The organism is Flavobacterium sp. (genome assembly GCF_052437795.1).
GTDB lineage: Bacteria > Bacteroidota > Bacteroidia > Flavobacteriales > Flavobacteriaceae > Flavobacterium.
On the sequence record NZ_JBQVPA010000001.1, the window covers coordinates 257,128 to 280,511 of the forward strand.

At 46.2% G+C, this 23,384-nt stretch carries 22 protein-coding genes and 1 pseudogene; 9 read left to right on the plus strand and 14 right to left on the minus strand.

What is annotated here, in order from left to right; all coding sequences use genetic code 11:
* Positions 1-5 precede the first annotated feature (5 nt).
* A complete protein-coding gene (gene pyrH / locus ACT6R0_RS01245; protein ID WP_444650567.1) occupies positions 6-713 on the minus strand; it encodes a UMP kinase in 708 nt (235 codons plus the stop codon).
* A gap of 178 nt (positions 714-891) precedes the next feature.
* A complete protein-coding gene (locus ACT6R0_RS01250; protein WP_444650569.1) occupies positions 892-1,671 on the minus strand; it encodes a patatin-like phospholipase family protein in 780 nt (259 codons plus the stop codon).
* Positions 1,672-1,762: 91 nt separating this feature from the next.
* On the opposite strand from ACT6R0_RS01250, the gene ACT6R0_RS01255 reads away from it, so the two are divergent.
* Entirely contained in the window at positions 1,763-2,365 is a 603-nt protein-coding gene (locus ACT6R0_RS01255) for a thioredoxin family protein (protein ID WP_444650571.1), read from the plus strand.
* Between the two features lie 62 nt (positions 2,366-2,427).
* On the opposite strand, the gene ACT6R0_RS01260 is transcribed toward ACT6R0_RS01255, so the two are convergent.
* The 6 genes and pseudogenes from ACT6R0_RS01260 to ACT6R0_RS01285 form a co-directional block, all read right to left on the minus strand.
* A complete protein-coding gene (locus ACT6R0_RS01260; protein WP_444650573.1) occupies positions 2,428-3,069 on the minus strand; it encodes a YiiX/YebB-like N1pC/P60 family cysteine hydrolase in 642 nt (213 codons plus the stop codon).
* Positions 3,066-3,698 (minus strand): hypothetical protein, encoded by a 633-nt coding sequence (locus tag ACT6R0_RS01265; protein WP_444650575.1) that lies wholly within the window; start codon positions 3,696-3,698, stop codon positions 3,066-3,068. The genes ACT6R0_RS01260 and ACT6R0_RS01265 overlap by 4 nt, the downstream gene beginning before the upstream one ends.
* A 41-nt stretch (positions 3,699-3,739) precedes the next feature.
* Entirely contained in the window at positions 3,740-4,441 is a 702-nt protein-coding gene (gene truB / locus ACT6R0_RS01270) for a tRNA pseudouridine(55) synthase TruB (RefSeq protein ID WP_444650577.1), read from the minus strand.
* Between the two features lie 6 nt (positions 4,442-4,447).
* The gene (locus tag ACT6R0_RS01275; RefSeq protein ID WP_444650579.1) at positions 4,448-5,254 is read right to left on the minus strand and encodes an undecaprenyl-diphosphate phosphatase; all 807 of its coding nucleotides are present in this window, start codon (positions 5,252-5,254) and stop codon (positions 4,448-4,450) included.
* Between the two features lie 117 nt (positions 5,255-5,371).
* Positions 5,372-5,599, minus strand: a pseudogene (locus tag ACT6R0_RS01280) (DUF3098 domain-containing protein); the annotation flags it as partial.
* A 59-nt stretch (positions 5,600-5,658) separates the two neighbouring features.
* Positions 5,659-6,531: a cell division protein FtsX gene (locus ACT6R0_RS01285; RefSeq protein ID WP_444650581.1), complete on the minus strand. Its 873-nt coding sequence runs from the start codon at positions 6,529-6,531 to the stop codon at positions 5,659-5,661.
* A 149-nt stretch (positions 6,532-6,680) separates the two neighbouring features.
* On the opposite strand from ACT6R0_RS01285, the gene ACT6R0_RS01290 reads away from it, so the two are divergent.
* Both ACT6R0_RS01290 and ACT6R0_RS01295 read left to right on the plus strand, forming a co-directional pair.
* Positions 6,681-10,307 carry a leucine--tRNA ligase gene (locus ACT6R0_RS01290; RefSeq protein ID WP_444650583.1) on the plus strand — a complete coding sequence of 1,209 codons (3,627 nt, stop codon included), beginning with the start codon at positions 6,681-6,683 and terminating at the stop codon, positions 10,305-10,307.
* 204 nt (positions 10,308-10,511) lie between these two features.
* The gene (locus ACT6R0_RS01295; RefSeq protein ID WP_444650584.1) at positions 10,512-11,219 is read left to right on the plus strand and encodes a zinc metallopeptidase; all 708 of its coding nucleotides are present in this window, start codon (positions 10,512-10,514) and stop codon (positions 11,217-11,219) included.
* 175 nt (positions 11,220-11,394) lie between these two features.
* Here the strand turns inward: ACT6R0_RS01295 and ACT6R0_RS01300 are convergent, their stop codons facing one another.
* Both ACT6R0_RS01300 and ACT6R0_RS01305 read right to left on the minus strand, forming a co-directional pair.
* Positions 11,395-11,865 carry an Lrp/AsnC family transcriptional regulator gene (locus tag ACT6R0_RS01300; protein WP_444650586.1) on the minus strand — a complete coding sequence of 157 codons (471 nt, stop codon included), beginning with the start codon at positions 11,863-11,865 and terminating at the stop codon, positions 11,395-11,397.
* A 120-nt stretch (positions 11,866-11,985) separates the two neighbouring features.
* Positions 11,986-13,356, minus strand: coding sequence for a saccharopine dehydrogenase family protein (locus ACT6R0_RS01305; protein WP_444650588.1), 1,371 nt, complete (start codon positions 13,354-13,356; stop codon positions 11,986-11,988).
* Between the two features lie 113 nt (positions 13,357-13,469).
* On the opposite strand from ACT6R0_RS01305, the gene ACT6R0_RS01310 reads away from it, so the two are divergent.
* Both ACT6R0_RS01310 and pckA read left to right on the plus strand, forming a co-directional pair.
* Positions 13,470-13,856: a DUF423 domain-containing protein gene (locus tag ACT6R0_RS01310; protein WP_444650590.1), complete on the plus strand. Its 387-nt coding sequence runs from the start codon at positions 13,470-13,472 to the stop codon at positions 13,854-13,856.
* 79 nt (positions 13,857-13,935) lie between these two features.
* Positions 13,936-15,537: a phosphoenolpyruvate carboxykinase (ATP) gene (gene pckA / locus ACT6R0_RS01315; RefSeq protein ID WP_444650592.1), complete on the plus strand. Its 1,602-nt coding sequence runs from the start codon at positions 13,936-13,938 to the stop codon at positions 15,535-15,537.
* Positions 15,538-15,824: 287 nt separating this feature from the next.
* Here pckA and ACT6R0_RS01320 read toward each other — a convergent pair whose 3' ends face one another.
* Both ACT6R0_RS01320 and ACT6R0_RS01325 read right to left on the minus strand, forming a co-directional pair.
* Positions 15,825-16,574 (minus strand): uroporphyrinogen-III synthase, encoded by a 750-nt coding sequence (locus ACT6R0_RS01320; protein WP_444650594.1) that lies wholly within the window; start codon positions 16,572-16,574, stop codon positions 15,825-15,827.
* Positions 16,575-16,591: 17 nt separating this feature from the next.
* Positions 16,592-17,257 (minus strand): DUF4271 domain-containing protein, encoded by a 666-nt coding sequence (locus ACT6R0_RS01325; RefSeq protein ID WP_444650595.1) that lies wholly within the window; start codon positions 17,255-17,257, stop codon positions 16,592-16,594.
* Between the two features lie 105 nt (positions 17,258-17,362).
* Here ACT6R0_RS01325 and ACT6R0_RS01330 point away from each other — a divergent pair, with 105 nt between their 5' ends.
* The 3 genes from ACT6R0_RS01330 to ACT6R0_RS01340 are packed head-to-tail and all read left to right on the plus strand — an operon-like array spanning position 17,363 to position 19,871.
* Positions 17,363-18,085, plus strand: a complete 723-nt coding sequence (locus ACT6R0_RS01330; RefSeq protein ID WP_444650597.1) for a polyprenol monophosphomannose synthase — start codon at positions 17,363-17,365, stop codon at positions 18,083-18,085.
* A gap of 7 nt (positions 18,086-18,092) precedes the next feature.
* Positions 18,093-19,430, plus strand: a complete 1,338-nt coding sequence (locus tag ACT6R0_RS01335; protein WP_444650599.1) for a dihydroorotase — start codon at positions 18,093-18,095, stop codon at positions 19,428-19,430.
* A 3-nt stretch (positions 19,431-19,433) separates the two neighbouring features.
* Entirely contained in the window at positions 19,434-19,871 is a 438-nt protein-coding gene (locus ACT6R0_RS01340; protein WP_444650601.1) for a DUF4296 domain-containing protein, read from the plus strand.
* Here the strand turns inward: ACT6R0_RS01340 and ACT6R0_RS01345 are convergent.
* Positions 19,846-20,847, minus strand: coding sequence for an NAD-dependent epimerase/dehydratase family protein (locus ACT6R0_RS01345; RefSeq protein WP_444650603.1), 1,002 nt, complete (start codon positions 20,845-20,847; stop codon positions 19,846-19,848). The two genes, ACT6R0_RS01340 and ACT6R0_RS01345, sit on opposite strands and share 26 nt — an antisense overlap.
* Positions 20,848-20,940: 93 nt before the next feature.
* Between ACT6R0_RS01345 and tyrS the strand changes: the two genes are divergently transcribed.
* Positions 20,941-22,239: a tyrosine--tRNA ligase gene (gene tyrS / locus ACT6R0_RS01350; protein WP_444650605.1), complete on the plus strand. Its 1,299-nt coding sequence runs from the start codon at positions 20,941-20,943 to the stop codon at positions 22,237-22,239.
* A gap of 120 nt (positions 22,240-22,359) precedes the next feature.
* Here tyrS and ACT6R0_RS01355 read toward each other — a convergent pair whose 3' ends face one another.
* Positions 22,360-23,340, minus strand: coding sequence for a LuxE/PaaK family acyltransferase (locus ACT6R0_RS01355; protein WP_444650606.1), 981 nt, complete (start codon positions 23,338-23,340; stop codon positions 22,360-22,362).
* Positions 23,341-23,384: the final 44 nt, after the last annotated feature.

Consider the following 23,384-nt stretch of genomic DNA (forward strand, 5'->3'; position numbering starts at 1 on the left):
AAAAATTAAACATTTACCGTAGTTCCCACTACTTCGCCTTTGCATACTCTTACCAGGTTGCCTTCCTTGTTCATGTCGAATACGATGATAGGCAGCTCATTTTCCTGGCTCAGGGTAAATGCAGTGGTATCCATTACGTTAAGGCCTTTGCTCAACACATCCTCAAACGTAAGGGTGTCATATTTTGTTGCATTAGCGTCTTTTTCAGGGTCGGCAGTATAAATGCCATCTACACGTGTACCTTTCAGTATCACGTCGGCATTCACTTCCACACCCCTAAGGACTGCGGCGGTATCAGTAGTAAAATACGGATTGCCCGTTCCGGCGCCAAAGATCACGATACGGCCTTTTTCAAGGTGGCGCACGGCCCTCCTTTTTATATATGGTTCGGCTATGGCTTCTATTTTAAGGGCTGTCTGCAGGCGGGTTGGCATACCGGCATCCTCAAGCGCGCCCTGAAGCGCCATCCCGTTGATAACCGTGGCAAGCATACCCATGTAGTCGCCCTGTACCCTGTCCATGCCGTTGCTGGCCCCGGCCACACCCCGGAAGATGTTGCCCCCGCCAATAACGATGGCGATCTGTACACCCATGTCGTGTATCTCTTTTATTTGCTGGGCATATTCGGCAAGCCTTTTAGGGTCAATGCCATATTGCCTGTCTCCCATAAGGGCTTCGCCGCTTAGCTTCAACAGGATCCTTTTATATTTCATAGGGTACGAATTTGGTGCAAATATAGCAATTAAACTTTTTCGGAAAATAGAATTTTAACAAACTGAAAACGGTTGATCACATTTATTAGGCATGAGTAAAGCTGGTGCCGCTCTCCTCTGCTTTTGACTAACAGGCATGAGCGTAGCTGCTACCCTCCTTCGGAAGGGCTGGGGATGCTTATACTATCAACTCCCCATACGACTTCTTTGCCGCTTCATAACCAATGCGGAAGATCTCGTCCATCTTATGCCTGTTTGTCTCAAATGTACGATATAATGCAAGTTCATCCGGGCTGATGACCCAATCGCACAGCGTGAACTTCTGCATGTTGCTGTTGGCCGAAAGCAGGTCATAAGCCCGTGTTGCCACCGCTTTTATCGACTTCATGTCAGCCGCTTCGATCTTCTGTATCGGGCTCACATAGACCCCGATGAGTGTTTCGCAGCGCCCCTGCAAAATGTCGGTGGGGAAGTGGTTTATGATGCCGCCATCGCTATACAGCCTGCCGTCTATTTCATAAGGCGATATAATGCCCGGGAATGCCGAGGAAGCCAGCACGGCATCGGCAACTTTTGTTTCTGGCCCGAAGATCTTCAGCTTGCCCGAAACGAGGTCGGTCGCGGTGAGGTGCATTTTATAAGGAAGGTCGCCCAATGTAGCCTCGCCAAAGATCTGGTGAAAATAGTCACGGAAAGCATCGGAATCGATAAACCCTGCCTTACGAAAGGTAAAATGCTTCCAGTGGAAAAAATAAATAGATTTGAAAAATTCCAGTATTTCCTCCGGTTTTTTGCCACCTGCAAATAAAGCCGACACAATGGCACCCGAACTAGTTCCCGCAATGTGCTGTGGAACAATGCCTTGTTCGGTGAAAAATTTAAGAACCCCCGCATGTGCAATGCCTTTAGACCCGCCGCCCGAAAGGATGAGGCCTATAGTGCTTCCGTCAAATTTCATTTTGTAGGTATTAACCTGACTAAATTACAGTTTTTTGCGGCATGGCTTCCTTTTTGATTGGTTAAAATGCAAAACAGACAGAATAACGATCATGACAGTAATCATCGAACAAAGCCTGGCCAATAGCCACAGCTATACCGAATACCGCGGCCACATGTCGCAATTGCTTAAAGAGGGGCTTTCTACAGGCGATACCCAAAGTGAGGACCTGACCCACTACAGCACGCTGAACGAGGTGCGGATGAACCGCCTCGACAAGACCCTGCATATCCCTCAGGAAATACAGGACAGGCTGGATAAATTGAAAACAAAGAATACGCTTTTAGTCATTTCAGAAGGATGGTGCGGTGATGCGGCGCAAATTTTACCTGTGATCGACAAACTGGCAAAAGCTACAGATAAACTGGATCTGCGCATTGTACTTCGGGACCAAAACCCGCAACTGATGGATGCCTACCTGACCAATGGCGCGCGTTCCATTCCTAAACTGGTATTGGTGGAACCCCATACGCTTACCATACGTGGCAGCTGGGGGCCACGCCCGCATGATGCCGCAAAGCTGATCCTGGATGCAAAGGAAAAATTCGGCCATATCCCGGACGAGGCCAAAGCCGATCTGCAGAAATGGTATTTGCAGGATAAAGGGATCAGTACAATGCAGGAGATCCTGCTGTTGTTGGAACAGGCCCCCTAGCCCCCCAAAGGGGGAATTCCACTCAATCACTGAATTGCGGATTATCCGTTAAGTTTATCCGGTTATTCCCCCTTTGGGGGTAAGGGGGCGATTATCTCGATCTTATCCGATACCGACATTCCACCCGGATTGCAGCCCGGCAACCCTTCGGGTATCGGTTTGCCAATGGCTTTATAATATTCTACCCAAGCCGGGAAAAATTCATCGGTACCGGGCTGTTTGTACGTCATAGGGAAAAGTTCAAAGAAAGGCTTATTTTTATTGGCCGACTTAAAAGCATCGTATATCAGTTCCGAGCAATAATAGCTGCCGTTATCGTATACATACTCATCGTCATAAGGCACTCCGACCTGCTTCAGCGAAAAAGCGATGGCTGTGGGTATCAGCTTACTGTATTTCTTTTTCAGGCGCATTACCGGCATCTCCTTTTTGGTGTTTTTAGAGAATTTTTCCAATGTGGTAAGCCGTACGGCGCTGCCTGCCGCTTCAATTACATAAACGGTATCATTGCGGTGGTACACCATGCCCATGTGGCTGAAATCCTTTCCACCATACCCTTCGGTCACGGCTTCAATAGCATCGCACAGCGGCCCGCAGTCCATGTCCTGGAAAATGAGGTCGCCATCCAGTAAGGGTAACTTTTGCTTTTCCTGGGCGGTAAGCGAAGTTGTAACGAATATGAAAAAGGCTATAAAATATCTCATAGCCCAAAGTTAGTGATCGCAACGCCAAGGCTGATGCTTCCTGCATATTTATATTCATAAATAGGGAAATCGCTCGCGCTGAAGTCGAGGAAAATAGAGCCTGTGTTGTCAAATATCATTCCCAGGCGGTACTTTTGGTAAAAACCTGAAAGGTTACCCCTGCCCAGCGCATAGCTCCAGCCATAGCCCGCCTGCATATAGATATTGATCTCGTCCCACAGCTGCGGTGTGAAGAGTATGCTGCCGTACACCGGCGCGTAAACCAGCTTCTCGGTAGCCAGCCAATCAATCCCGGTATTGGCGCTGATGCCTACCCACGACTTGTAATGCACGCCGAATCCGATGTTGGCGCTAAGTCCGTTGGGAATAATATAGTCCAGTACACTTGGTTTATATTCCTGGCCGGTTTCCGCATAATAATCCTGTATCTCGTCTGAATACGGGTTGGCACGGATGGGTACTGAAACCGATAATTGCCCAAAAATAAATTCCGCCGCAGGCTTGTCATCCGGTTCAGAATGGGTAATGAAAATCGTTTCTTTCTTTTCCTCATCATCTTGGCTAAAGCAGAAGAGCGGGATGATCAGTAAAAGTGAAGTAATAGTTGATCTGAAAGTTGGCAAAAGCATATAAAACATATTTTTTTATCGATAATGATCAGTTGCCAAAGCTAAGCAGTATGGTCTTCAAGTCGATTTTCAAAAGCTTCGGGTGATATAGCATCTTCAACTGAAAATGTGCCTATTTTCGTACGCCGCAGTGCCGTTAAATGCGCGCCTGAATTAAGCGCTGCCCCAAAGTCGTAAGCCAGTGAGCGTATATAAGTGCCTTTACTGCACACCACCCTGAAATCCACTTCGGGCAGAGCAATGCGCGTGATCTCAAATTCGTGTATGGTGGTCTTGCGGGTGGCGATCTCTACTTCCTCGCCTTTGCGTGCGTGTTCATAAAGGCGTTTTCCGTCTTTTTTAATGGCAGAAAATACAGGAGGCTTCTGGTCGATCTCGCCGATGAACTGAGGGAGTGTATCGTGAATGAGTTTTTCATCGATATGTCCTGTCGGGAAAGTAGCGTTCACTTCGGTCTCCAGATCGTAGGATGGCGTGGTCGCGCCAAGATGGAATGTACCCGTATACTCCTTTTCCATGCCCTGAAGTTCGGAGATGCGCTTTGTGAATTTCCCTGTGCATACGATAAGCAGGCCAGTAGCCAACGGGTCTAGGGTGCCGGCATGGCCCACTTTTATCTTTTTGAGGCCGAGGTGCTTCTTGAGGCTCCACTTCACTTTATTCACCGCCTGGAACGAGCTCCATTGCAGTGGCTTGTCGATAAGGACAACTTTTCCTTCGAGGAATTCTTCGGGTGTGGCCAAGGGAAATTATTTATACATTGTAAAATAAGCCAAAAGCAGTGCTCCGGCTATGATGCGGTACCAGCCCCATGGCTTGAAACCGTATTTTTTGATAACGCCGATAAAGCCTTTTATGGCAATTATGGCTACTACGAACGCGATAATGCTGCCTATGGCGAAAAGCTTCAGGTTGTCGCCCTCCATCATCAGTTCATAGCCCTTGGTCTCGGCGGTGCCATATTCTTTTATCAGGATGGAATAAGTTGTTACGGCCAGCATAGTTGGCACAGCAAGGAAGAATGAGAACTCGGCCGCGGCCTGTCGCGTAAGCCCCTGCTGCATACCCCCGATGATGGATGCTGCCGCACGGCTCGTACCCGGCATCATGGCCAGGCATTGCCAAATGCCTATGGTTACCGCTTTCTTTACAGTAATATCCTCTTCTTTAAATACGGTAGGATCTTTAAAGTAATTGTCTACGAATAGCAGCACAACTCCTCCAACGATAAGTACAATTGCGATGGGGATAGGGTTGCCTAAAACTTCCTCTATCATTTCATCGAACAGCTTGCCAAGCAACAATGCGGGGATCACAGCTAAAGCCAGCTTCATGTAAAAATCGAGTTTAGTGAAATCGAAGAACTTTTTCCAGTACAGTGCTACTACGGCGAGTATGGCCCCCAACTGGATGGATACCTGGAATAGCTTTACAAAATCGTCCTCCTGGATGCCATAGTAGGAACTGGCAAAAACCATGTGCGCGGTGGAGGAAATAGGCAAATACTCGGTAAGGCCTTCAATGATGGCAATGATGATCGCTTGGATAAGATCCATTTATTTCTTCTTTTTATTGGTAAAGTTCTTGATCGGCTGTTCTTCCACAAGCCTGTCCGAAGCAGTTGCGGGCGCTCCTGCCTTGCTGTCTTCGCGAAGTTCGGCCACAGGTGTACCGGGGTCTTTCAGGATGGCATAAATGGTAACGCCAAAACCTATGAGCACCACTGTTGGCGCAAGCCTGATCCTCCTCCAGCTGAAAATATCCTCGCTGAACACATTCGGGTCATCGCTGCCTCCACCGGCCATAAGGATAAACCCAAGCGCAATTACGCCAAGGCCTATTAGCAGTATCGTATAATTTACCTTTTCAAAAAGGAAAGTGGTTTTTATCTCGTTATTCATTTTTATTTGTTTCAGGTTTAAAGTTTTCTGCCTGTTATGTATATTGTTATTTGGAATTTTTAATACAGGTCATCTGTCCTCAGGTTCAGGAAGCGCTGTGTGGCAAAGAACGTGCTTATCGCGGCTATGATGATGCCAAATACCAGTACCCCGCCAAGCACTATTGCTGTTGGCATCCAGTCTTCCCAGATGTTAAGTACCGGATATTCGCCGTCCAGCCAGTATACAATGTATACCAGTGCCAGTATGGCCAGTATAGACCCGATGAAACCCAGCCTCATGCCTTTCCATACATACGGCTTGCGGATGAACGATTTGGTGGCTCCAACCATCTGCATGGTTTTGATGGTAAAGCGGTGCGAGTAGATGGACAGCCTCAATGCGCTGTTGATGAGTAGCATGGCAATGACCACCAGCACCCCACTCAGGACCAATATCCAGAACGTGATTTTTTCGATGTTCTCATTGGCAAGGCCTACCAGCGCCGAGTCGTAGCTCACATCGCCCACAATAGGATTGGAACGCAGCTCTACCTCAATAGCCTTAATACTGTCCGGCTGTACGAAACCGCCTTTAAGGTGCACATCGTATGAATCCAAAAGCGGATTGTTATCCAAAAGCGTTTCATAATCGCCTACGATATCCGGGTTATTTTTGGCGGCATCTTCTTTTGAAACGTATACAAAATCCTTGATGTAGGCCGATGTTTTGAGCTCATTGCCAAAAGCCTCCTTAAGGCTGTCGGGCGAATCGCGCTTAAAATAAACCGTCATGGGGATGTTCTCCTTAACGTGGCTTGATATCTTTTCGGTATTGATGACGAAAAGCCCCAGTGCTCCTAAAAGGGTAAGCACAATGAAAATGCAGAGTATTACCGAAAAATAGGAGGTGATAACGCGCCTTTTCTGGAATTTTTCGAAAGATGATGCCATTGGTTCTGTTTTAGCGGTAAAAATAAATAAAGAATTTGTTTATCCATAGTTTATAACGGTCAAAGTTTTGGCTTTCGTACAATAAGCGTATTTTTGCGGTGCTTTGTCCTGTTTTGGGACTTAGGAACTTTGAAACTTTGCGACTTATCATGAGATACAATCCCAACGAAATTGAAGCCCGCTGGCAAAAATACTGGGCGGAAGAAGATACTTTCCGCGCCGAAGACATAAGCGATAAACCCAAATACTATGTGTTGGATATGTTCCCGTACCCATCGGGGGCGGGGCTGCACGTAGGCCACCCGCTGGGTTACATTGCCAGCGACATATACGCACGCTACAAACGCCACAAAGGCTTTAACGTGCTGCACCCGCAGGGCTACGATAGCTTTGGGCTTCCGGCAGAGCAGTATGCCATCCAGACCGGGCAGCACCCGGCCATCACGACCGAAACGAACATCAACAGATATCGTGAGCAGCTTGACAAGATAGGCTTCTCGTTCGATTGGGACCGTGAGGTGCGCACCTCCAACCCGGAATACTACAAGTGGACACAGTGGATCTTCATCCAGCTGTTCAACTCATGGTATAATAAAGATACCGATAAAGCAGAGAGCATCTGTACTCTTATCCAAAAATTTGAGGAGAAGGGTAACGCCGGCATCAATGCCGTGAGCGATGACAACATACCTGCCTTTACAGCCGATGCATGGAAAGGCTACAGCAAGAAGGACCAGGAGCGCATACTGCTGAAGTACCGCCTTACCTACCTTGCGGAGACCGAAGTGAACTGGTGTGCCGCGCTGGGTACCGTACTTGCCAACGATGAGATCGTGAACGGCGTATCCGAACGTGGCGGCTATCCCGTGACCCGCAAGAAAATGACCCAGTGGAGCATGAGGATCTCCGCCTATGCCGAACGGCTGTTGCAGGGCCTCGAAACCATCGACTGGACCGACTCGCTAAAAGAAAGCCAGAGGAACTGGATAGGGAAGTCGGTTGGGGCGAGTGTGAGTTTTAATGTAATAGCATCAGACCTCAACCCCGACCCCTCTCCAAAGGAGAGGGGGGCAGCTTCCGGTACGAAAGGAGATCCGGGATATTTAACGGCCGATGGGATCAATGCAAAACTCCTTGTTGCCAACGCAAGGGAAAACAGGAAAGAGCCAACTAAAGCTGAATTGATGCTTTGGGAGGAACTGCGCGATAAAAAACTTGGGGTTAAAATCAGAAGGCAACATTACATAGGCAACTACATTGCTGATTTTGCGTCTCTTGAAAAGCGATTGGTAGTAGAAATCGATGGTGGCTATCACGATGGTCCTGAGCAAACAGAACTTGATGAGGCACGCACACTGGAACTTAAGCAGAAGCATTTGTTCAAAGTAATCCGCTTTAGCAATGAAGAGGTTTTGGACGATATTGAAAGTGTACTTTCCCAGATCAGGATTGCGCTATCCAATAGGAAATCATATAAAGACACCGACGAATCCGGCACGAGTGAAGCTGCTCCCCTCTCCTTTGGAGAGGGGCCGGGGGTGAGGTCTGAAGAGGGAACCGGAGGGAGGATACAACCAAGGGTGAGGACTAAAGAGCCAGACGGTCTCGGCATCCGCTCCTTCTTCTCCGACATATTCTCTGAAATAGGCGACGACGAGAACGAGTACAAGATAGAAGTGTTCACTACACGGCCTGATACCATATTTGGGGTGTCGTTCATGACGCTGGCACCGGAGCATGAACTGGTGGCAAAGATCACTACGCCGGAGCAGAAAGCTGCTGTTGACGCCTATGTAGAGGCTACGGCAAAACGCAGCGAGCGCGATCGTATGGCCGATGTGAAGACCATTTCGGGGGTGTTTACGGGAGCGTATGCAGAACATCCGTTTACTAAAGAGCCGATCCCGGTTTGGATAGGCGACTACGTACTGGCCGGTTACGGTACGGGCGCGGTAATGGCCGTTCCTGCGGGTGACCAGAGGGATTACGACTTTGCGAAGCACTTCGGCATTGAGATAAAGAACATATTCGACGATGTGGACATTTCGGAAGAGGCGTATGGGTCGAAGGACAATGTAAAGCTGATGAATTCCGACTTCCTTGACGGGATGAATTACAAGCAGGCTACAAAAGCTGTGATAGAAGCATTGGAAGGCATCGAGCAGGGCAGGGGCAAGACCAATTACCGCCTGCGCGATGCCGTGTTTAGCCGTCAGAGGTACTGGGGTGAACCGTTCCCGGTATATTACGTGAACGGCATGCCGCAGATGATCGACAAGGCACACTTGCCGGTACGCCTTCCTGAAGTAGAGAAATATTTACCAACGGAAGACGGGCAGCCGCCATTGGGCAACTCCCGCGAGTGGGCATGGAGCACTGCTGAGAATAAAGTAGTGCCTAACGACCTGATAGACGATGTAACTGTATTCCCATTGGAACTGAACACCATGCCGGGATGGGCAGGCAGCTCATGGTACTGGCTGCGCTACATGGACCCGCACAATGACGACGAATTCATCTCGGACAAAGCGGAAGCCTACTGGCAGGACGTAGACCTGTACATTGGCGGAAGCGAGCATGCTACAGGCCACCTGCTGTACAGCCGTTTCTGGAACAAATTCTTAAAGGACAGGGGATTCATTACTAAGGAAGAGCCGTTTAAAAAGCTGATCAACCAGGGGATGATTTTGGGGATGAGTGCTTTTGTTTATCGATATACTTTACAAGGCACATTAATTAAACATCATGTTTCGGATGCAATTACTAAACAAACTTTTTCTCAAAGTTTTTTGGTTTCTAAAAATTTCACTAAAAAGTTTGAATTAGGAGGATTTTTACCATCAGACAATTTATTTAAAATAGTAAGTGAGTTAATAAGTAGTGATGTAAAAAGCAATGATGCAAATATTCAGAAAGTTGAATTTGAAAATTGGGGTGAGTCAATAGTTCCATTACATGCAGACGTTTCTTTAGTAAATGCATCTGATGAATTAGATATTGAAGGTTTTAAAAACCATTCTTTAAATCAGGATTATAAAGATGCAGTTTTCATAACGGAAGACAACGGAAAATACATCGTCGGGCGCGAAGTCGAGAAAATGTCTAAATCCAAGTACAACGTAGTAACTCCGGACGACATCTGCGAACAATACGGTGCCGATACACTGCGCCTGTACGAAATGTTCCTTGGGCCACTCGAACAGGCCAAGCCATGGAATACTGCAGGCATCACCGGTGTTTTTGGATTCCTGAAAAAGCTATGGAAACTGTATTTTGACGATAACGGGCTTATCGTAACGGCTAACCCGGGCAGTAAGGAAGCGTACAAAACGTTGCACAAAACGATCAAGAAAACGCAGGATGATATCGAGAACTTCTCGTTCAATACTTCGGTGAGTTCCTTTATGATCGCCGTCAACGAACTTACCGCCATGAACTGCCACGAGCGTGTGATATTGGAGCCATTGACCATACTGATATCGCCTTACGCACCTCACATTGCCGAGGAGCTTTGGCACCGATTGGGACATCAGGGCAGCATCTCGCAGGTGCCGTTCCCGATATTCAATCCGGAATACCTGGTCGAAAGCAGCAAGGAATACCCGGTGTCGTTCAATGGCAAGACCCGCTTTACCATCGAATTGCCGATGGATATGAGCGTAGCCGACATTGAGAAAACCATACTCGCCGATGAGCGTACGCAGCAGCAGCTTGGCGGCCAGTCCCCTAAAAAGGTGATCGTGGTGCCGGGCAGGATCATTAATATTGTGGGATAGGTATACCTCACCCCTAACCACTCTCCAAAGGAAAGGAGAAAGCATGCAAAACTCCGGAAAGGATTTACCTTTCCGGAGTTTCTGTTTTACAAAACCTGCAATTTCGTCACAATAACCCGTCAAAAAGGCATTAACCTTTTCTTAGCAAAGATCGGTTTATAATTTGATTAGCTTTATAAATATCAATAAAAAACGAATTGAATTATGTATGTAGATATTTGGTACTGGATCATAATTGGCGCAATAGCGCTGGTAAGTTTTGCTGTAAGCGCAAAGTTGAAGAGTAAGTTTGAACATTATTCAAAGGTGCACCTTCGCAACGGGATGAGTGGTGCCGAGATAGCACAGAAAATGCTGAACGATAACGGGATTTATGATGTCCGCGTCATCTCGACGCCCGGCCGACTTACCGACCACTACAACCCCGCGGATAAGACCGTAAACCTCAGCGAGGCGGTATATAACCAACGCAATGCTGCTGCAGCTGCCGTTGCCGCACACGAAGTAGGCCACGCCGTACAGCACGCAACAGCTTATAGCATGCTGGAGTTCCGCTCTAAGATGGTGCCGATGGTCAATGTGGCGTCGAACCTCTCACAGGTATTGCTGGTAATAGGCATTCTGCTTGGCGCTGCCGCGCAAATGGGGTTCGGTTTTTACATCGCCATAGCAGGATTGGTTCTCTACGCCATTACAACGCTGTTCACTTTCATCACACTTCCGGTAGAATATGATGCGAGCAACCGTGCCCTTGCCTGGCTGAAAAATAAGAACATGCTGACACAGCAGGAATATTCCGGCGCCGAAGATTCCCTTAAATGGGCGGCACGTACATACGTTGTGGCTGCTTTAGGATCGCTGGCGATGCTGGTGTATTTCGGAATGAAAATATTTGGAGGATCAAGGGATTAATTTCCCTTTCTATATATTTTCCCAAAAAACCGTTCGGATCTCCGGCGGTTTTTTTTTAGCATAGGGCGTTGCCCTATGCTATGAGGTTTGCCCCTTTCGGGGGTCTTTCAATACAGGACAATACTCATCCGGCTGAATGTAGCTCAATCTAAAATATACCCTCTAAGATCTGAAATTACAACTGTATCTGCCGCTCGATCTGCTGGTCTAATGAAATGAAAGTCTCTGTTCGTGATACGCCTTGTATGGGCTGTATCTTGTTGTTGAGCAATTGCATCAGGTGCTCATTATCCCGGCAGATGATCTTGATGAGGATGGACCAGTTACCGGTGGTATAATGGCATTCCAGCACCTCGGGGATCTTACGGAGGTCTTTTACCGCCTCGGAATTGATGGATGCTTTTTCCAGGTAGATGCCTACAAATGCCATGGTGCTGTAGCCAAGTACTTTGGTATCAACAATAAATCGGGAACCGGATATAACCCCGGCCTGTTCCAGCTTGCGCAGGCGTTGGTGGATCGCCGCTCCGGATATACCTATCTTAGAGGCTATCTGTAAGATGGGTTTGCGGGCATCTTCCATTAGGTAGCGTAGTATCTCCTTGTCAATGCCGTCAATTTCTATTTGAAGCGAATTTATCTTCATGAGTTGTGATTTGTAAGTAAATATAAAAGATTCGACTCTAATTAAATAGGAACTGGCCTTAAAAAGTGAAACCTCCCGTAGTTAGCGGGAGGTTTCGGAGTTTGGGTTAGTTAAGTGGGGTTAGCTTGCTACGTTATCAGGATTGTAGCCTTGGTACGGAACATGCTTTTCATTAAAGACAACCCCAAATTCTTCGAGCTCATTTAATATTGGCAGATACACTTCCTTTTTAAGCGGAAGCTGTACGCCCGGTGTGGTAATGTTGCCGTTGAGTATCTGCAATGCAGCCATGGCAACAGGCAGCCCTACGGTTTTGGCCATTGCGGTATAGGTTTGGTCGTCGCCAATGCAAACCATGGTAGCATCGATCTGATGTTCTTTGCCATCAAGCTCATAGCCAATCTTATGGTACATCACGATCATGTCCTTATCGTCCTGCTTGAGGGTCCATTTGTCAGATAATATTTTTTCAAGTATCTGTGCCGGCGTGGCATTTCGAAGCCCTACGATCTTATCGTCATTAAACAGGTCGAGCTCTACCAGCTTGTCCCACTGTATGTCGTCCTGGTCAATTTTGAGGCTGTGCCTTAATTTCAGTTCTACCGAATCGGTGGGGTGGTAAGGGAGGAACGAGTTGATAAACTCGCGGTAGCTCATAGTTTCGGAATCTTCCATAATATAGGTGTCATCTGTCATTCCTAACTGGATGAACATATTCCATGATTTCGAAAAGCCTACCCTTCGGAGTGTGCCACGGTATAGTGTAAGCGCGTCGTCGAGACCGTATACGCTGCGGTATTTCAGAGAGTCACGGTTGGCATAGCCTTCAAACCTGCCGTAGCCTTCCACTTCCATGAACTCCGTGCGACGGAAGAGTTTATTGTAAGGTATGTATTTATATGTGCCTTCCTGAACGAACTTAGCCGCGCCGCCCTGACCTGCCAACACTACATTGCGTGGGTTCCAGGTGAACTTGTAGTTCCAAAGGTTGTTGTCGCTTTCGGGGGCAACGAGGCCGCCGCAAAACGATTCGAACAACAATACCTTGCCGCCTTTATCGCGAATGTCTTCGATGATCTTCATGGCGCTCATGTGGTCGATGCCCGGATCCAGGCCTATCTCGTTCATGAAGATAAGGTTGTTCGCCCTTACCTGTTCGTCAAGGTCCTGCATGGCCGGACTGATGTACGATGCCGTAACCATGTGCTTTTTGAAGGTGATGCAGTCTTTGGCTACTTCGTAGTGCAGGTGGGCCGGAAGCATGGATATTACGACATCGGCTTTGCCAATCTCTTCCCTCCGTTGTTCTTCGTCAAAAATGTCGAAAGTGATAGCCGAGGCCCTTGGGTGTCCTTTGGTCTTTCGCTGTGCCAGCTCTGCCGAAAGGTCGCCTATCGTTATTTGGAGGTTCTCTGCCTCCGCCTTATTCAACAGGTATTCTATTAGTGACGAGGCGGACCTTCCTGCGCCAATAATCAAGATATTCCTCATTATTCGTGTTTTCCCAATTATAACACGAAAGTAATCAAATGTTATAATCCTGAAAACTTTTTGCGTGTTAATTGCTTAAAAACTTTTTAACTTTACCTCAAAATTAAACATCAATGGACAGGAAGATCATAGCAACGGCAGGGGTTTTGGGGGCAGTAGCCATTATATTCGGAGCATTTGGCGCTCATACCCTGGAAAAGCTTCTGGGTCCAACAGAACTTGCGACATTTGAGACCGGTGTGCGCTACCAAATGTATCATGCCTTGTTCCTGCTTTTCGTAGGCAGTACGGCCCTGGTCTCTGAAAAGGCTAAAAAGGCCATTTTATGGCTGGTAAGTATAGGTGTGCTGTTCTTTTCATTTTCCATCTATTTTTTGGCCTGCAGGTCGCTTTTTACAGTTGATCTGAAAGTCCTGGGACCAATAACCCCCGTTGGAGGATTGTTATTAATATCGGCATGGATAGTGTTATTATTGAATATAGTGAGACGAAAAGGATAGTTTTTTTTCAAATTCTTATTTTGTAATAAATTATTTTTTACATTTGCCCTTTCAAACAACTCAACTCATTCTAAAAAGTATGGATAATTACGGCCTTTTCACGAAATCGATTTCGTTAGAAAACTTAGGGATTGAAGATGCTAACATAAGATATCAGCTGTCTCCGGATGAGCTGCACGATATCACGATCGAAAAAGGCCAGGGTGTTGAGAACTCTACAGGAGCGCTTGCAATTAACACGGGTGAGTTTACCGGAAGGTCGCCGCAAGACCGTTTTATCGTAAAGGATAGCATTACTGAAGATAAAGTATGGTGGGGTAATGTGAACCTCCCTTTTGATAGTGACAAATTCGATGCGCTTTATAAAAAAGTTACTGCCTACCTCTCAGGAAAAGAGATATTTGTGCGCGACAGCTATGTTTGTTCTGATGCCAATTACCGTATGAACGTAAGGGTAGTTACAGAAACGGCATGGTCTAACCTGTTTTGCTACAATATGTTCCTGCGTCCGGAGGAATCGGAGCTTGAAGATTTCACTGCCGAATGGCATGTAGTGTGTGCGCCGGGCTTTATGGCAGATCCTGCTGTAGACGGTACACGCTCTCACAATTTCGCGATACTTGATTTTACCAGGAAGATAGCACTTGTTGGCGGAACCGGATATACCGGCGAAATGAAGAAAGGCATTTTCTCTGCGCTAAACTTTATCCTTCCTGTGTTTAAAGATACTTTCCCGATGCACTGTAGTGCCAACGTAGGTGCTGAAGGTGACACTGCTATCTTTTTCGGGCTTTCGGGTACTGGAAAAACAACCCTTTCTGCCGACCCTAAGCGCAAGCTGATCGGTGATGATGAGCACGGATGGACTAACGAAAATACCGTATTCAACTTTGAAGGCGGATGCTATGCGAAAGTGATCAACCTTACCGAAGAGACCGAACCGGATATCTTCAGGGCAATAAAGCGCGGTGCCATCCTTGAGAACGTAATTTTCAAGCCGGGTACTAATGAAGTAGATTATACGGATAACTCCATTACACCGAATACGCGGGTAAGCTATCCTATCTACCATATCGATAATATACAGCCGGGCTCAATAGGGCATAACCCTAAAAATATATTTTTCCTTAGTGCCGACTCGTTCGGTATCCTGCCTCCGATCTCTAAACTGACCCCGGGACAGGCTGCCTACTACTTTATTTCGGGATACACGGCAAAAGTTGCCGGTACCGAAGCGGGAGTTAACGAGCCGCAGCCTAACTTCTCGGCCTGCTTTGGTGCGCCTTTCATGCCGCTGCACCCTGCAAAATATGCCGAGATGCTGATCGAAAAAATGAGGAATGCCGGCGTAAATGTTTGGCTTATCAATACCGGATGGTCGGGTGGCGCTTATGGTACCGGCCAAAGGATGAAATTAAAATATACCAGGGCAATGATAACTGCCGCCCTGAATGGCGAACTTGATAATGTTGAGTATAAGGACCACACGGTATTTGGCCTGGCCAAGCCGCAAAGCTGTCCGGATGTTCCTGCTGAGATCCTTAACCCAAGGAACACATGGGCTGATAAGGAGGCTTATGATGCCAAGGCGCTTGAGCTTGCCGCGGCATTCAGGAAAAACTTTGCAAAATTCGAGGAATTTGCCAGTGACGAAATTATGGCCGGCGGACCGTTGGCATAATGTGAATTTTAGAATAGATGTTTTTTGGAAAGAAGGCCGCCCTGTAAAAGGGGCGGTTTTTTTTACTATTGTGGATATTGCTATTAATTGACGTCTGCAATTTATTTTTTATTGAAAACACATTTGCAGACGAATGGCTTAAAAACAATAAGTAAAAGGGACATTATTAACGTGTTGTTTGTGAATTTTCTTTTTGTGCCAATTCTATTAGTTATCAGGAAACGGCTTCAGCATAATAAAGCATAAAAAAATCCGCCATCGGCGGATTTCTGATATAATGTGATTGTTTATTTCTCTTTATTCGCTTTCACAATGTATTTCTCTAAAGCCATTGTCATCGATGGTGTTTCCGGTGTCGGTGCCATGATGTCTACGCGAAGTCCATGCTCTACTGCTTCCTTTTGGGTTGTTAGTCCAAAAACAGCAATGCGTGTATTATTCTGTTCGAAATCAGGGAAGTTCTTGAATAGTGACTTGATACCTGTCGGGCTAAAAAAAGCCAGTACATCATAGTACACATCCTTAAGATCGCTAAGGTCGCTCATTACGGTCTTGTAGAACGTGCCCGGTATCCAGTCTACCTTAAGGTTGTTCAGGGTTTGAGGGATGTCAAAGTTGAGCTGGTCAGATGATGGCAGGAGGAATTTTTCATCCTTGTATTTCTTGATTAGCGGCGACAGGTCGGCAAAATCCTTTTGGCCTACATAGATCTTCCTTTTTCTGTACACCACATATTTCTGCAGGTAGAAGGCAATGGCTTCGCTTTGGCAAAAATACTTCAGGGTTTCCGGTACTTTAAAGCGCATTTCCTCAGCCACGCGGAAAAAATGGTCTATCGAGTTCTTGCTTGTCAGTATTATCGCGGTGAAGTTGTTCAGGTCGATCTTTTGGGCCCTTACGTCTTTTGCGCTAACACCCTCCACATGGATAAATGGCCTGAAGTCAACTTTTACCTTTAGCTTTTGTTGTATCTCGAAGTAGGGAGAATTCTCTACTTTCGGTTCAGGCTGCGAAACCAGAATAGTTTTCACTTTCATATAATAGCAATTCTTTACTAACTTTTTGTAAACCAATAATACATGAAATAATAGGGTGCTATTTCAAGTGCGCAAAGATACAAAATAAAATAAAACAATTTGCCAAGTATCAAATTTTGATATATCCTTAATGAAATAAGGTATGAAATAATACTGGCGGCTAATATTACGGTAATAATTACGTATAATACAACCGGATGGATGCTGTCGTTGTAGAATAAAATGACATTGACAGGAAGCAGCAGCAACCCGATATAGGTGCGGTAATTTACCTTCTGGAGGTTGAACTGCTCATTGAACTCCTCAATATTGAACGACGTGGCAATGATCTTCTCGATGAGGAACTTAGCCAGTATGAACACTGCTATGAAGGTGAAGAGCTGAATGAACGATACCCAACTGGTCTTATCGGCAAGGTGAAAGTAGCTCAGCAGGAATTGCAGGAGAAAAGTGAACGAAATTACCTGTATGAAGAAAAGGGATATGGTGAACCAGCTCAGCAGGTTGCCGCTGTCTTTGTATATCTTGGTGTATTTGTCCGATACGGCCAGCTTGATGAACTCGGCAAAACGCGTCTCAAAAACGGCCCTGTTAATTGCAATGAGGCCAAAGCACAGCACGAACAGGATGGTTGCCCAATCCTTGCCGCCTGCTTCCCGCGCATGTAAAACCAAATCGTTCATGGATGCAAAATTACTATTTTTTACATACCCATATTTTAATTATACTTTATTTGTATACCACACGTTAGAAATACGTTATTTTTGCACAAAAATCCAGCAGACCATATGAGCGATGGCATAGTTATAATCCCCACTTATAACGAGATCGAGAATATAGAACCGATCATTAGGGCGGTGTTCTTGCTTGCTACTGAATTTGATGTCCTGATCGTTGATGATAATTCGCCGGATGGGACCGCTCAAAAAGTAAAGGAACTCCAGGGAGAATTCGGCGTAAGGCTTCATCTGGAGGTAAGGGCAGGCAAATCGGGCCTTGGTACAGCTTATGTACATGGATTTAAATGGGCTATCGCTAAAAAGTACGAATATATTTTCGAGATGGATGCCGATTTTTCGCATAATCCTGCTGATCTTGAGAAGTTGTATGACGCCTGCAAAAAAGGGGCGGATATGTCTATAGGGTCACGCTATGTGACCGGTGTGAATGTCGTGAACTGGCCGCTGAGCCGCGTGCTGATGTCTTATTATGCGTCGTCGTATGTGCGTACGATCACAGGGATGACGATACGCGATACTACCGCAGGATTTGTATGCTATAAGCGAAAGGTTCTGGAAAGCGTAAACCTCGACAGGATAAAGTTCGTGGGGTATGCCTTCCAGATAGAGATGAAGTACAGGGCCTATGCCAACGGCTTCAATATTGTGGAAGTGCCGATAATATTTACCGACCGCACAAGGGGCGAATCGAAAATGAGCGGGGCCATCTTTAAAGAAGCTATCTTTGGGGTGATCTCGCTACGAATGAAAAAAATGCTTAACAGACTATAAAAGATCAATGAACAGGATTTTAATTAAGAATGCCAAAATTGTAAATGAAGGAGCCATTTTTGAAGGCGATCTTTTAATTGAAGACAAGTTTATTAAAGAAATTGCTGAAAGCATCAGCGCCAAGCCGGATGTAAAGGTAATTGATGCCGAGGGGAATTTCCTGATACCGGGTGCCATTGACGATCAGGTACACTTCCGGGAGCCGGGGCTTACGCACAAAGGCAATATCGAATCAGAATCGCGCGCTGCCGTGGCCGGGGGGATCACCTCGTTCATAGAGCAGCCCAATACCGTTCCGAATGCCATAACGCAGGAGCTTTTGGAAGACAAATATAAGATAGCAGCCGAAACATCATACGCCAACTACGGCTTCATGATGGGCGGCACGAACGATAACCTTGAAGAGGTACTGAAAACCAACCCGAAAAATGTACCGGGCATTAAGTTGTTCTTAGGCTCGTCTACAGGAAATATGCTGGTGGATAATGAGGCCGTGCTGGAAAAGATCTTCAGCAGTACAAAAATGCTCATCGCGGCACATTGTGAAGATGAAGCTACGATCCGTGAAAACCTTGCGAAATATAAAGAAGAATACGGAGACAATATACCAGTAAAGTTCCATCCGCTTATACGCAGTGCCGAAGCGTGCTACATTTCCTCATCAAGGGCAATAGAGCTGGCAAAAAAAACAGGAGCCAGGCTACACGTATTCCATGTGTCTACGGCGAAAGAAACAGAATTGTTCACGAATAAGGTCCCGCTTGAGGATAAGATGATAACGGCCGAAGTATGCATCCATCACCTATGGTTCAGCGATGCCGATTACGATACTAAAGGCTCGCTGATAAAGTGGAACCCGGCCGTGAAAACTGCCGAAGACCGCCAGGCACTTTGGGATGCATTGCTTGATGACAGGATAGATGTTGTGGCGACAGATCATGCCCCCCATACATTGGAAGAAAAGAAAAATCCCTATACGAGCTCACCATCAGGAGGGCCGTTGGTACAGCATGCTGTTGTGGCGATGTTCGAGGCGTACCATCAAAACAAGATATCGGTAGAGAAGATCGTTGAGAAGATGGCACACAACCCTGCAAAGCTGTTCCGTATCGAAAAGCGGGGGTTTATCAAGGAAGGCTACTATGCCGACCTGGCGATCGTCAACCCACATTTGCCATGGAGCGTGAAGAAGGAGAATATCCTTTACAAATGCGGATGGTCACCGCTGGAAGGCGTTAATTTCAAGTCGAGGATAAGCCATACCTTTGTAAATGGGAACCTTGTATACAGCAATAATAAAGTTAAGGATGTACGCCTTGGCGAAAGGCTTTTATTTGACAGATAGATCATGAAAAAACTTGCTTGCTTATTCTTGTCATTGCTGCTGTTCTCCTGTGGGGAGCAGGCGGCAGAAAAACCTAAAAACCTTTTGCCTGAAGACAAAATGGTGAATATGCTTTATGATATAACGATGCTGCAGGCGATCAATTCTTTTAAGCCGCAGGTGCTTGACAGTAATAAAGTGGAGGCTAAGAACTATATCTACAAAAAGTACAAGACCGATAGCCTCACCTTCGCGCAAAGCCATACTTATTATGCTTCTGATCTTGACAGGTATGGAAAAATGCAGAAAAAAGTTGCCGACAGGATAGAGAAGGATAAAGTAAAAGCAGGTATCATCAAGAAAGGTGCGGAGGGAACGACTGTGAAAGGCGGGTCATCTTCGGGTGGGCCAAAGATCAGGCCGCGCACACGCACGGTCAATGCTTCTGATAAAACTGACTAAGCGTTTTAACGTAAGGTAGTATTGGTGTAAAAGCATATTCCGTTACGGCGGTGATCTTTTCATTCGAATATTTATCAGTAGCGTAAGATGAGCGGGCCATGCCACGGGTCAACATCCGTTTACGCATCAGCAATTTCGACAGAAGCCAATCCATTCGCCATCCAAACGCTGTCATGAATTTTGTAGCATAGATCGAAGGGCGTTTTTTCTGCATTCCGTCAGCAATGGCATCCAGCAATTCTTTATAGGAAAGGTTATCGCTGACTAATGTATATCTTTCCCCTGAGATGTCTTTTTCCATCAAATGTAGCATCACGTTAACTACATCTTCAACAGCGATCATCCCGCAGGTGCCATGAGTATAAAAGTACTGGTCACTGTCTACCGCGCGAAATATCGCACCACTGCCCTGGTCCCAAAACCCATAGCCGAATATCAGCCCGGGGTTTACGACAACTACTTTGAGTCCTTCCTGCCAGGCACGCCAAACTTCCATTTCGGCACCGTATTTAGCCAAGGCATAATCGCCATGACGCACTTCGGGGTTCCATTCGGTCTCTTCGGTAATGGTGTCGCCATCTTCTTTGGTGTCGCCCAAAGCGGCTATAGAACTTACATGGCAGAATTTTTTTATGCCGTAAGCCAAAGACAGGTTGACCATATTGGCCGTACCTTCAATGTTGGTCTTGCGTATTTGTTCTTCATCGCGCGGGTCGAATGATATGAATGCGGCACAGTGGTATACATGGTCCACACCCGCAAAAGCGTCTTCAAGCGAAGGTATATCAAGGATGTCGCCTTTTACCCATTCAATAGTATGAAACACGTCCTGCTTTTTATTATGAGTAAAAAGCTTCTTGGTTTTTTCGATGGAGGCAGTGCTGCGGTACAATGCGCGAATGGGTTCGCCTTTGCCTGTAAGCTGCAAAAGCAAATGAGCACCAACCAATCCTGTACCGCCGGTTACTAAGATCATAGCTGCAAATGTACTTTTTACTGCGCATTTATCCTTATTTGTTCCTGTTTTTTCACACAGGTTTGTATTTTTGCAATTCATTAAAAAGCAGACATGAAAAATTTTGTAGAAGAACTGAAATGGAGGGGTATGGTACACGACATCATGCCGGGGACCGAAGAGCAACTGAATAAGGAAATGACCACGGCCTATATAGGCTTTGATCCTACTTCCGACTCGCTGCACATCGGAAGCCTTGTGCCCATCATCATTTTGGTACACCTGCAAAAGAGCGGCCATAAACCAATTGCCCTTGTAGGCGGGGCTACCGGTATGATCGGCGACCCATCGGGCAAATCGGATGAGCGTAACCTGCTTGACGAAGCGGCTTTGGAAAAGAACGTAGCCGGCATTAAGCGCGTGCTGTCGCGTTTCCTTGATTTTAATTCTGCGGATGCCAATGCACCGGTATTGGTAAACAACTACGACTGGATGAAGAAATTCTCATTCATCGGCTTTGTACGCGATGTGGGCAAGCGCATTACGGTGAACTACATGATGGCGAAGGAGTCGGTAAAAAAACGCCTTACGGGAGAAGCAGGGTCGGGCATGTCATTCACCGAATTTACGTACCAGCTGATCCAGGGCTACGATTTTTACCACCTGCATAAAGAATACAACTGCCTGCTGCAACTGGGCGGCAGTGACCAGTGGGGTAACATTACTACGGGTACTGAGCTGGTACGCCGTATGAACGACGAAGGCGCCAAGGCTTATGCAATGACCTGCCCACTGATCACAAAGGCGGATGGTTCTAAATTCGGAAAATCCGAAGGTGGCAACATATGGCTGGATGCCGATAAGACTTCGGTCTACAAATTCTATCAGTTTTGGCTAAACACCAGTGATGCTGATGCTGAGAAATATATAAAGATATTTACATTCCTTTCTAAAGAAGAGGTTGAGGCCCTGCTCGCTGAGCATGCTACAGCGCCTCACCTTAGGGTGCTTCAAAAGAAACTTGCTGAAGAGGTAACTACATTCGTGCACTCAAAAGAAGACTTTGAAGAAGCAGTAAAGAAGTCGGTTTTTGCATTCTCAAACTTTAGCCGTGAGGATCTGGAGAATGAAAATGAAGAATTCTTTACCGATATCTTTGGGGAGTTCATGGGCACTGAAATTTCGCGTGCAGCATTGCAGGAAGGTATCGATGTTGTACTTGCACTATCTGATGTAACTAATATATTCCCGTCACGCGGTAAGGCGAGAGAAGCTGTTACAGCCAATGCGATCTCTGTCAATAAAGAAAAAGTGAGTGAAGGCTATCAACTGACAGAAAAGGATATTATCATTGGGAAATACATCCTGGTACAGCACGGTAAAAAGAAATACTTTGTAGTTACAGTAAAATAATGAAAGGAGTCGAAAGACTCGTTTTTTATTGAATTTGGCTATAGGCTTTGGTAATAGAATCCGTGCTAATCCAAAAAGATCTGCGTCATCCGCGTTCCTTTTTCTTCATGAGATCTGAAATTATATAACCATCAAATTACAACCCCTGACATCCGAATTGTCAAACCGTCCCAGTACTTCAAACGACTGGTTAGGGTATTTTTTGCCGAGGTCCTGCGTGGCAATGAACGAGCAGGAATTGATATTAGCAAGGTCGATCACATTGATGCCTCCGGTTTTGCCATAGTCAACATAGGTTAGCGCGTCCTCCGTATCGCGGATGAGGATATCCATCCATGGCGGGCATTCAAAAATGCCATCGCCAAGGGAATACGCTTGTGAGAGGAGTTCGGTCATGCCGTATTCGGAATGTATTTTACTTACGCCAAAGCCTTTGCATAATACTTCATGCAGCTCTTCGCGGATCATTTCGCGGCGGCGGCCCTTCATGCCCCCGGTTTCCATAATGATGGTGTTCTTCAGTTTAAAATCCTCTTTTTCGATGAGGTCCAGCAGTGCGTAAGTTACTCCGATGAGCAGTACATTCTGGCCTTCGGTATCGAGTGCTGTCAATTTTGCTATCAGCTCGTCATAATTGTGTAGGTAAAAGCCGCTGTGGGGATTATTCGAGCCTTGTATGAGGTCTTCGACCATATATATTAGTGATGAGCCTTCTCTCTCCAGATAGGAGGGTAGGAGGGCTAAAACAGCATAGTCTTCGATGTTGCCATAGAATTGTGAGAATGCCAGCCGAAAACTTTGTTCGTAATAATTGAGTTCGGTGACCAAATGCCTGCTCGTAGCCATGCCTGTGGTGCCACTGCTGGTAAAAGTGATCTGCACAGGGTCCTGCGAACTCACAACCTCATGTGTCTTGAAGAACTGTATGGGCAGGAACGGTATCTCCTTGATCGACTTTACATTCTGCTTGTCCTTACCTAAGAAGCCACAAAAATCCTTATACACTGCATTATTGTCGAATTGATGGCGAAACACTTTGAGGGTTATCTTCTCAAACTCTTTTTTGGAGGCAATGGTAAATATATCGGAAGCGCTGATCACGGCAGAAGTTTTGGCAAAAGTACAAATAAAAAAGCATCCGCCGC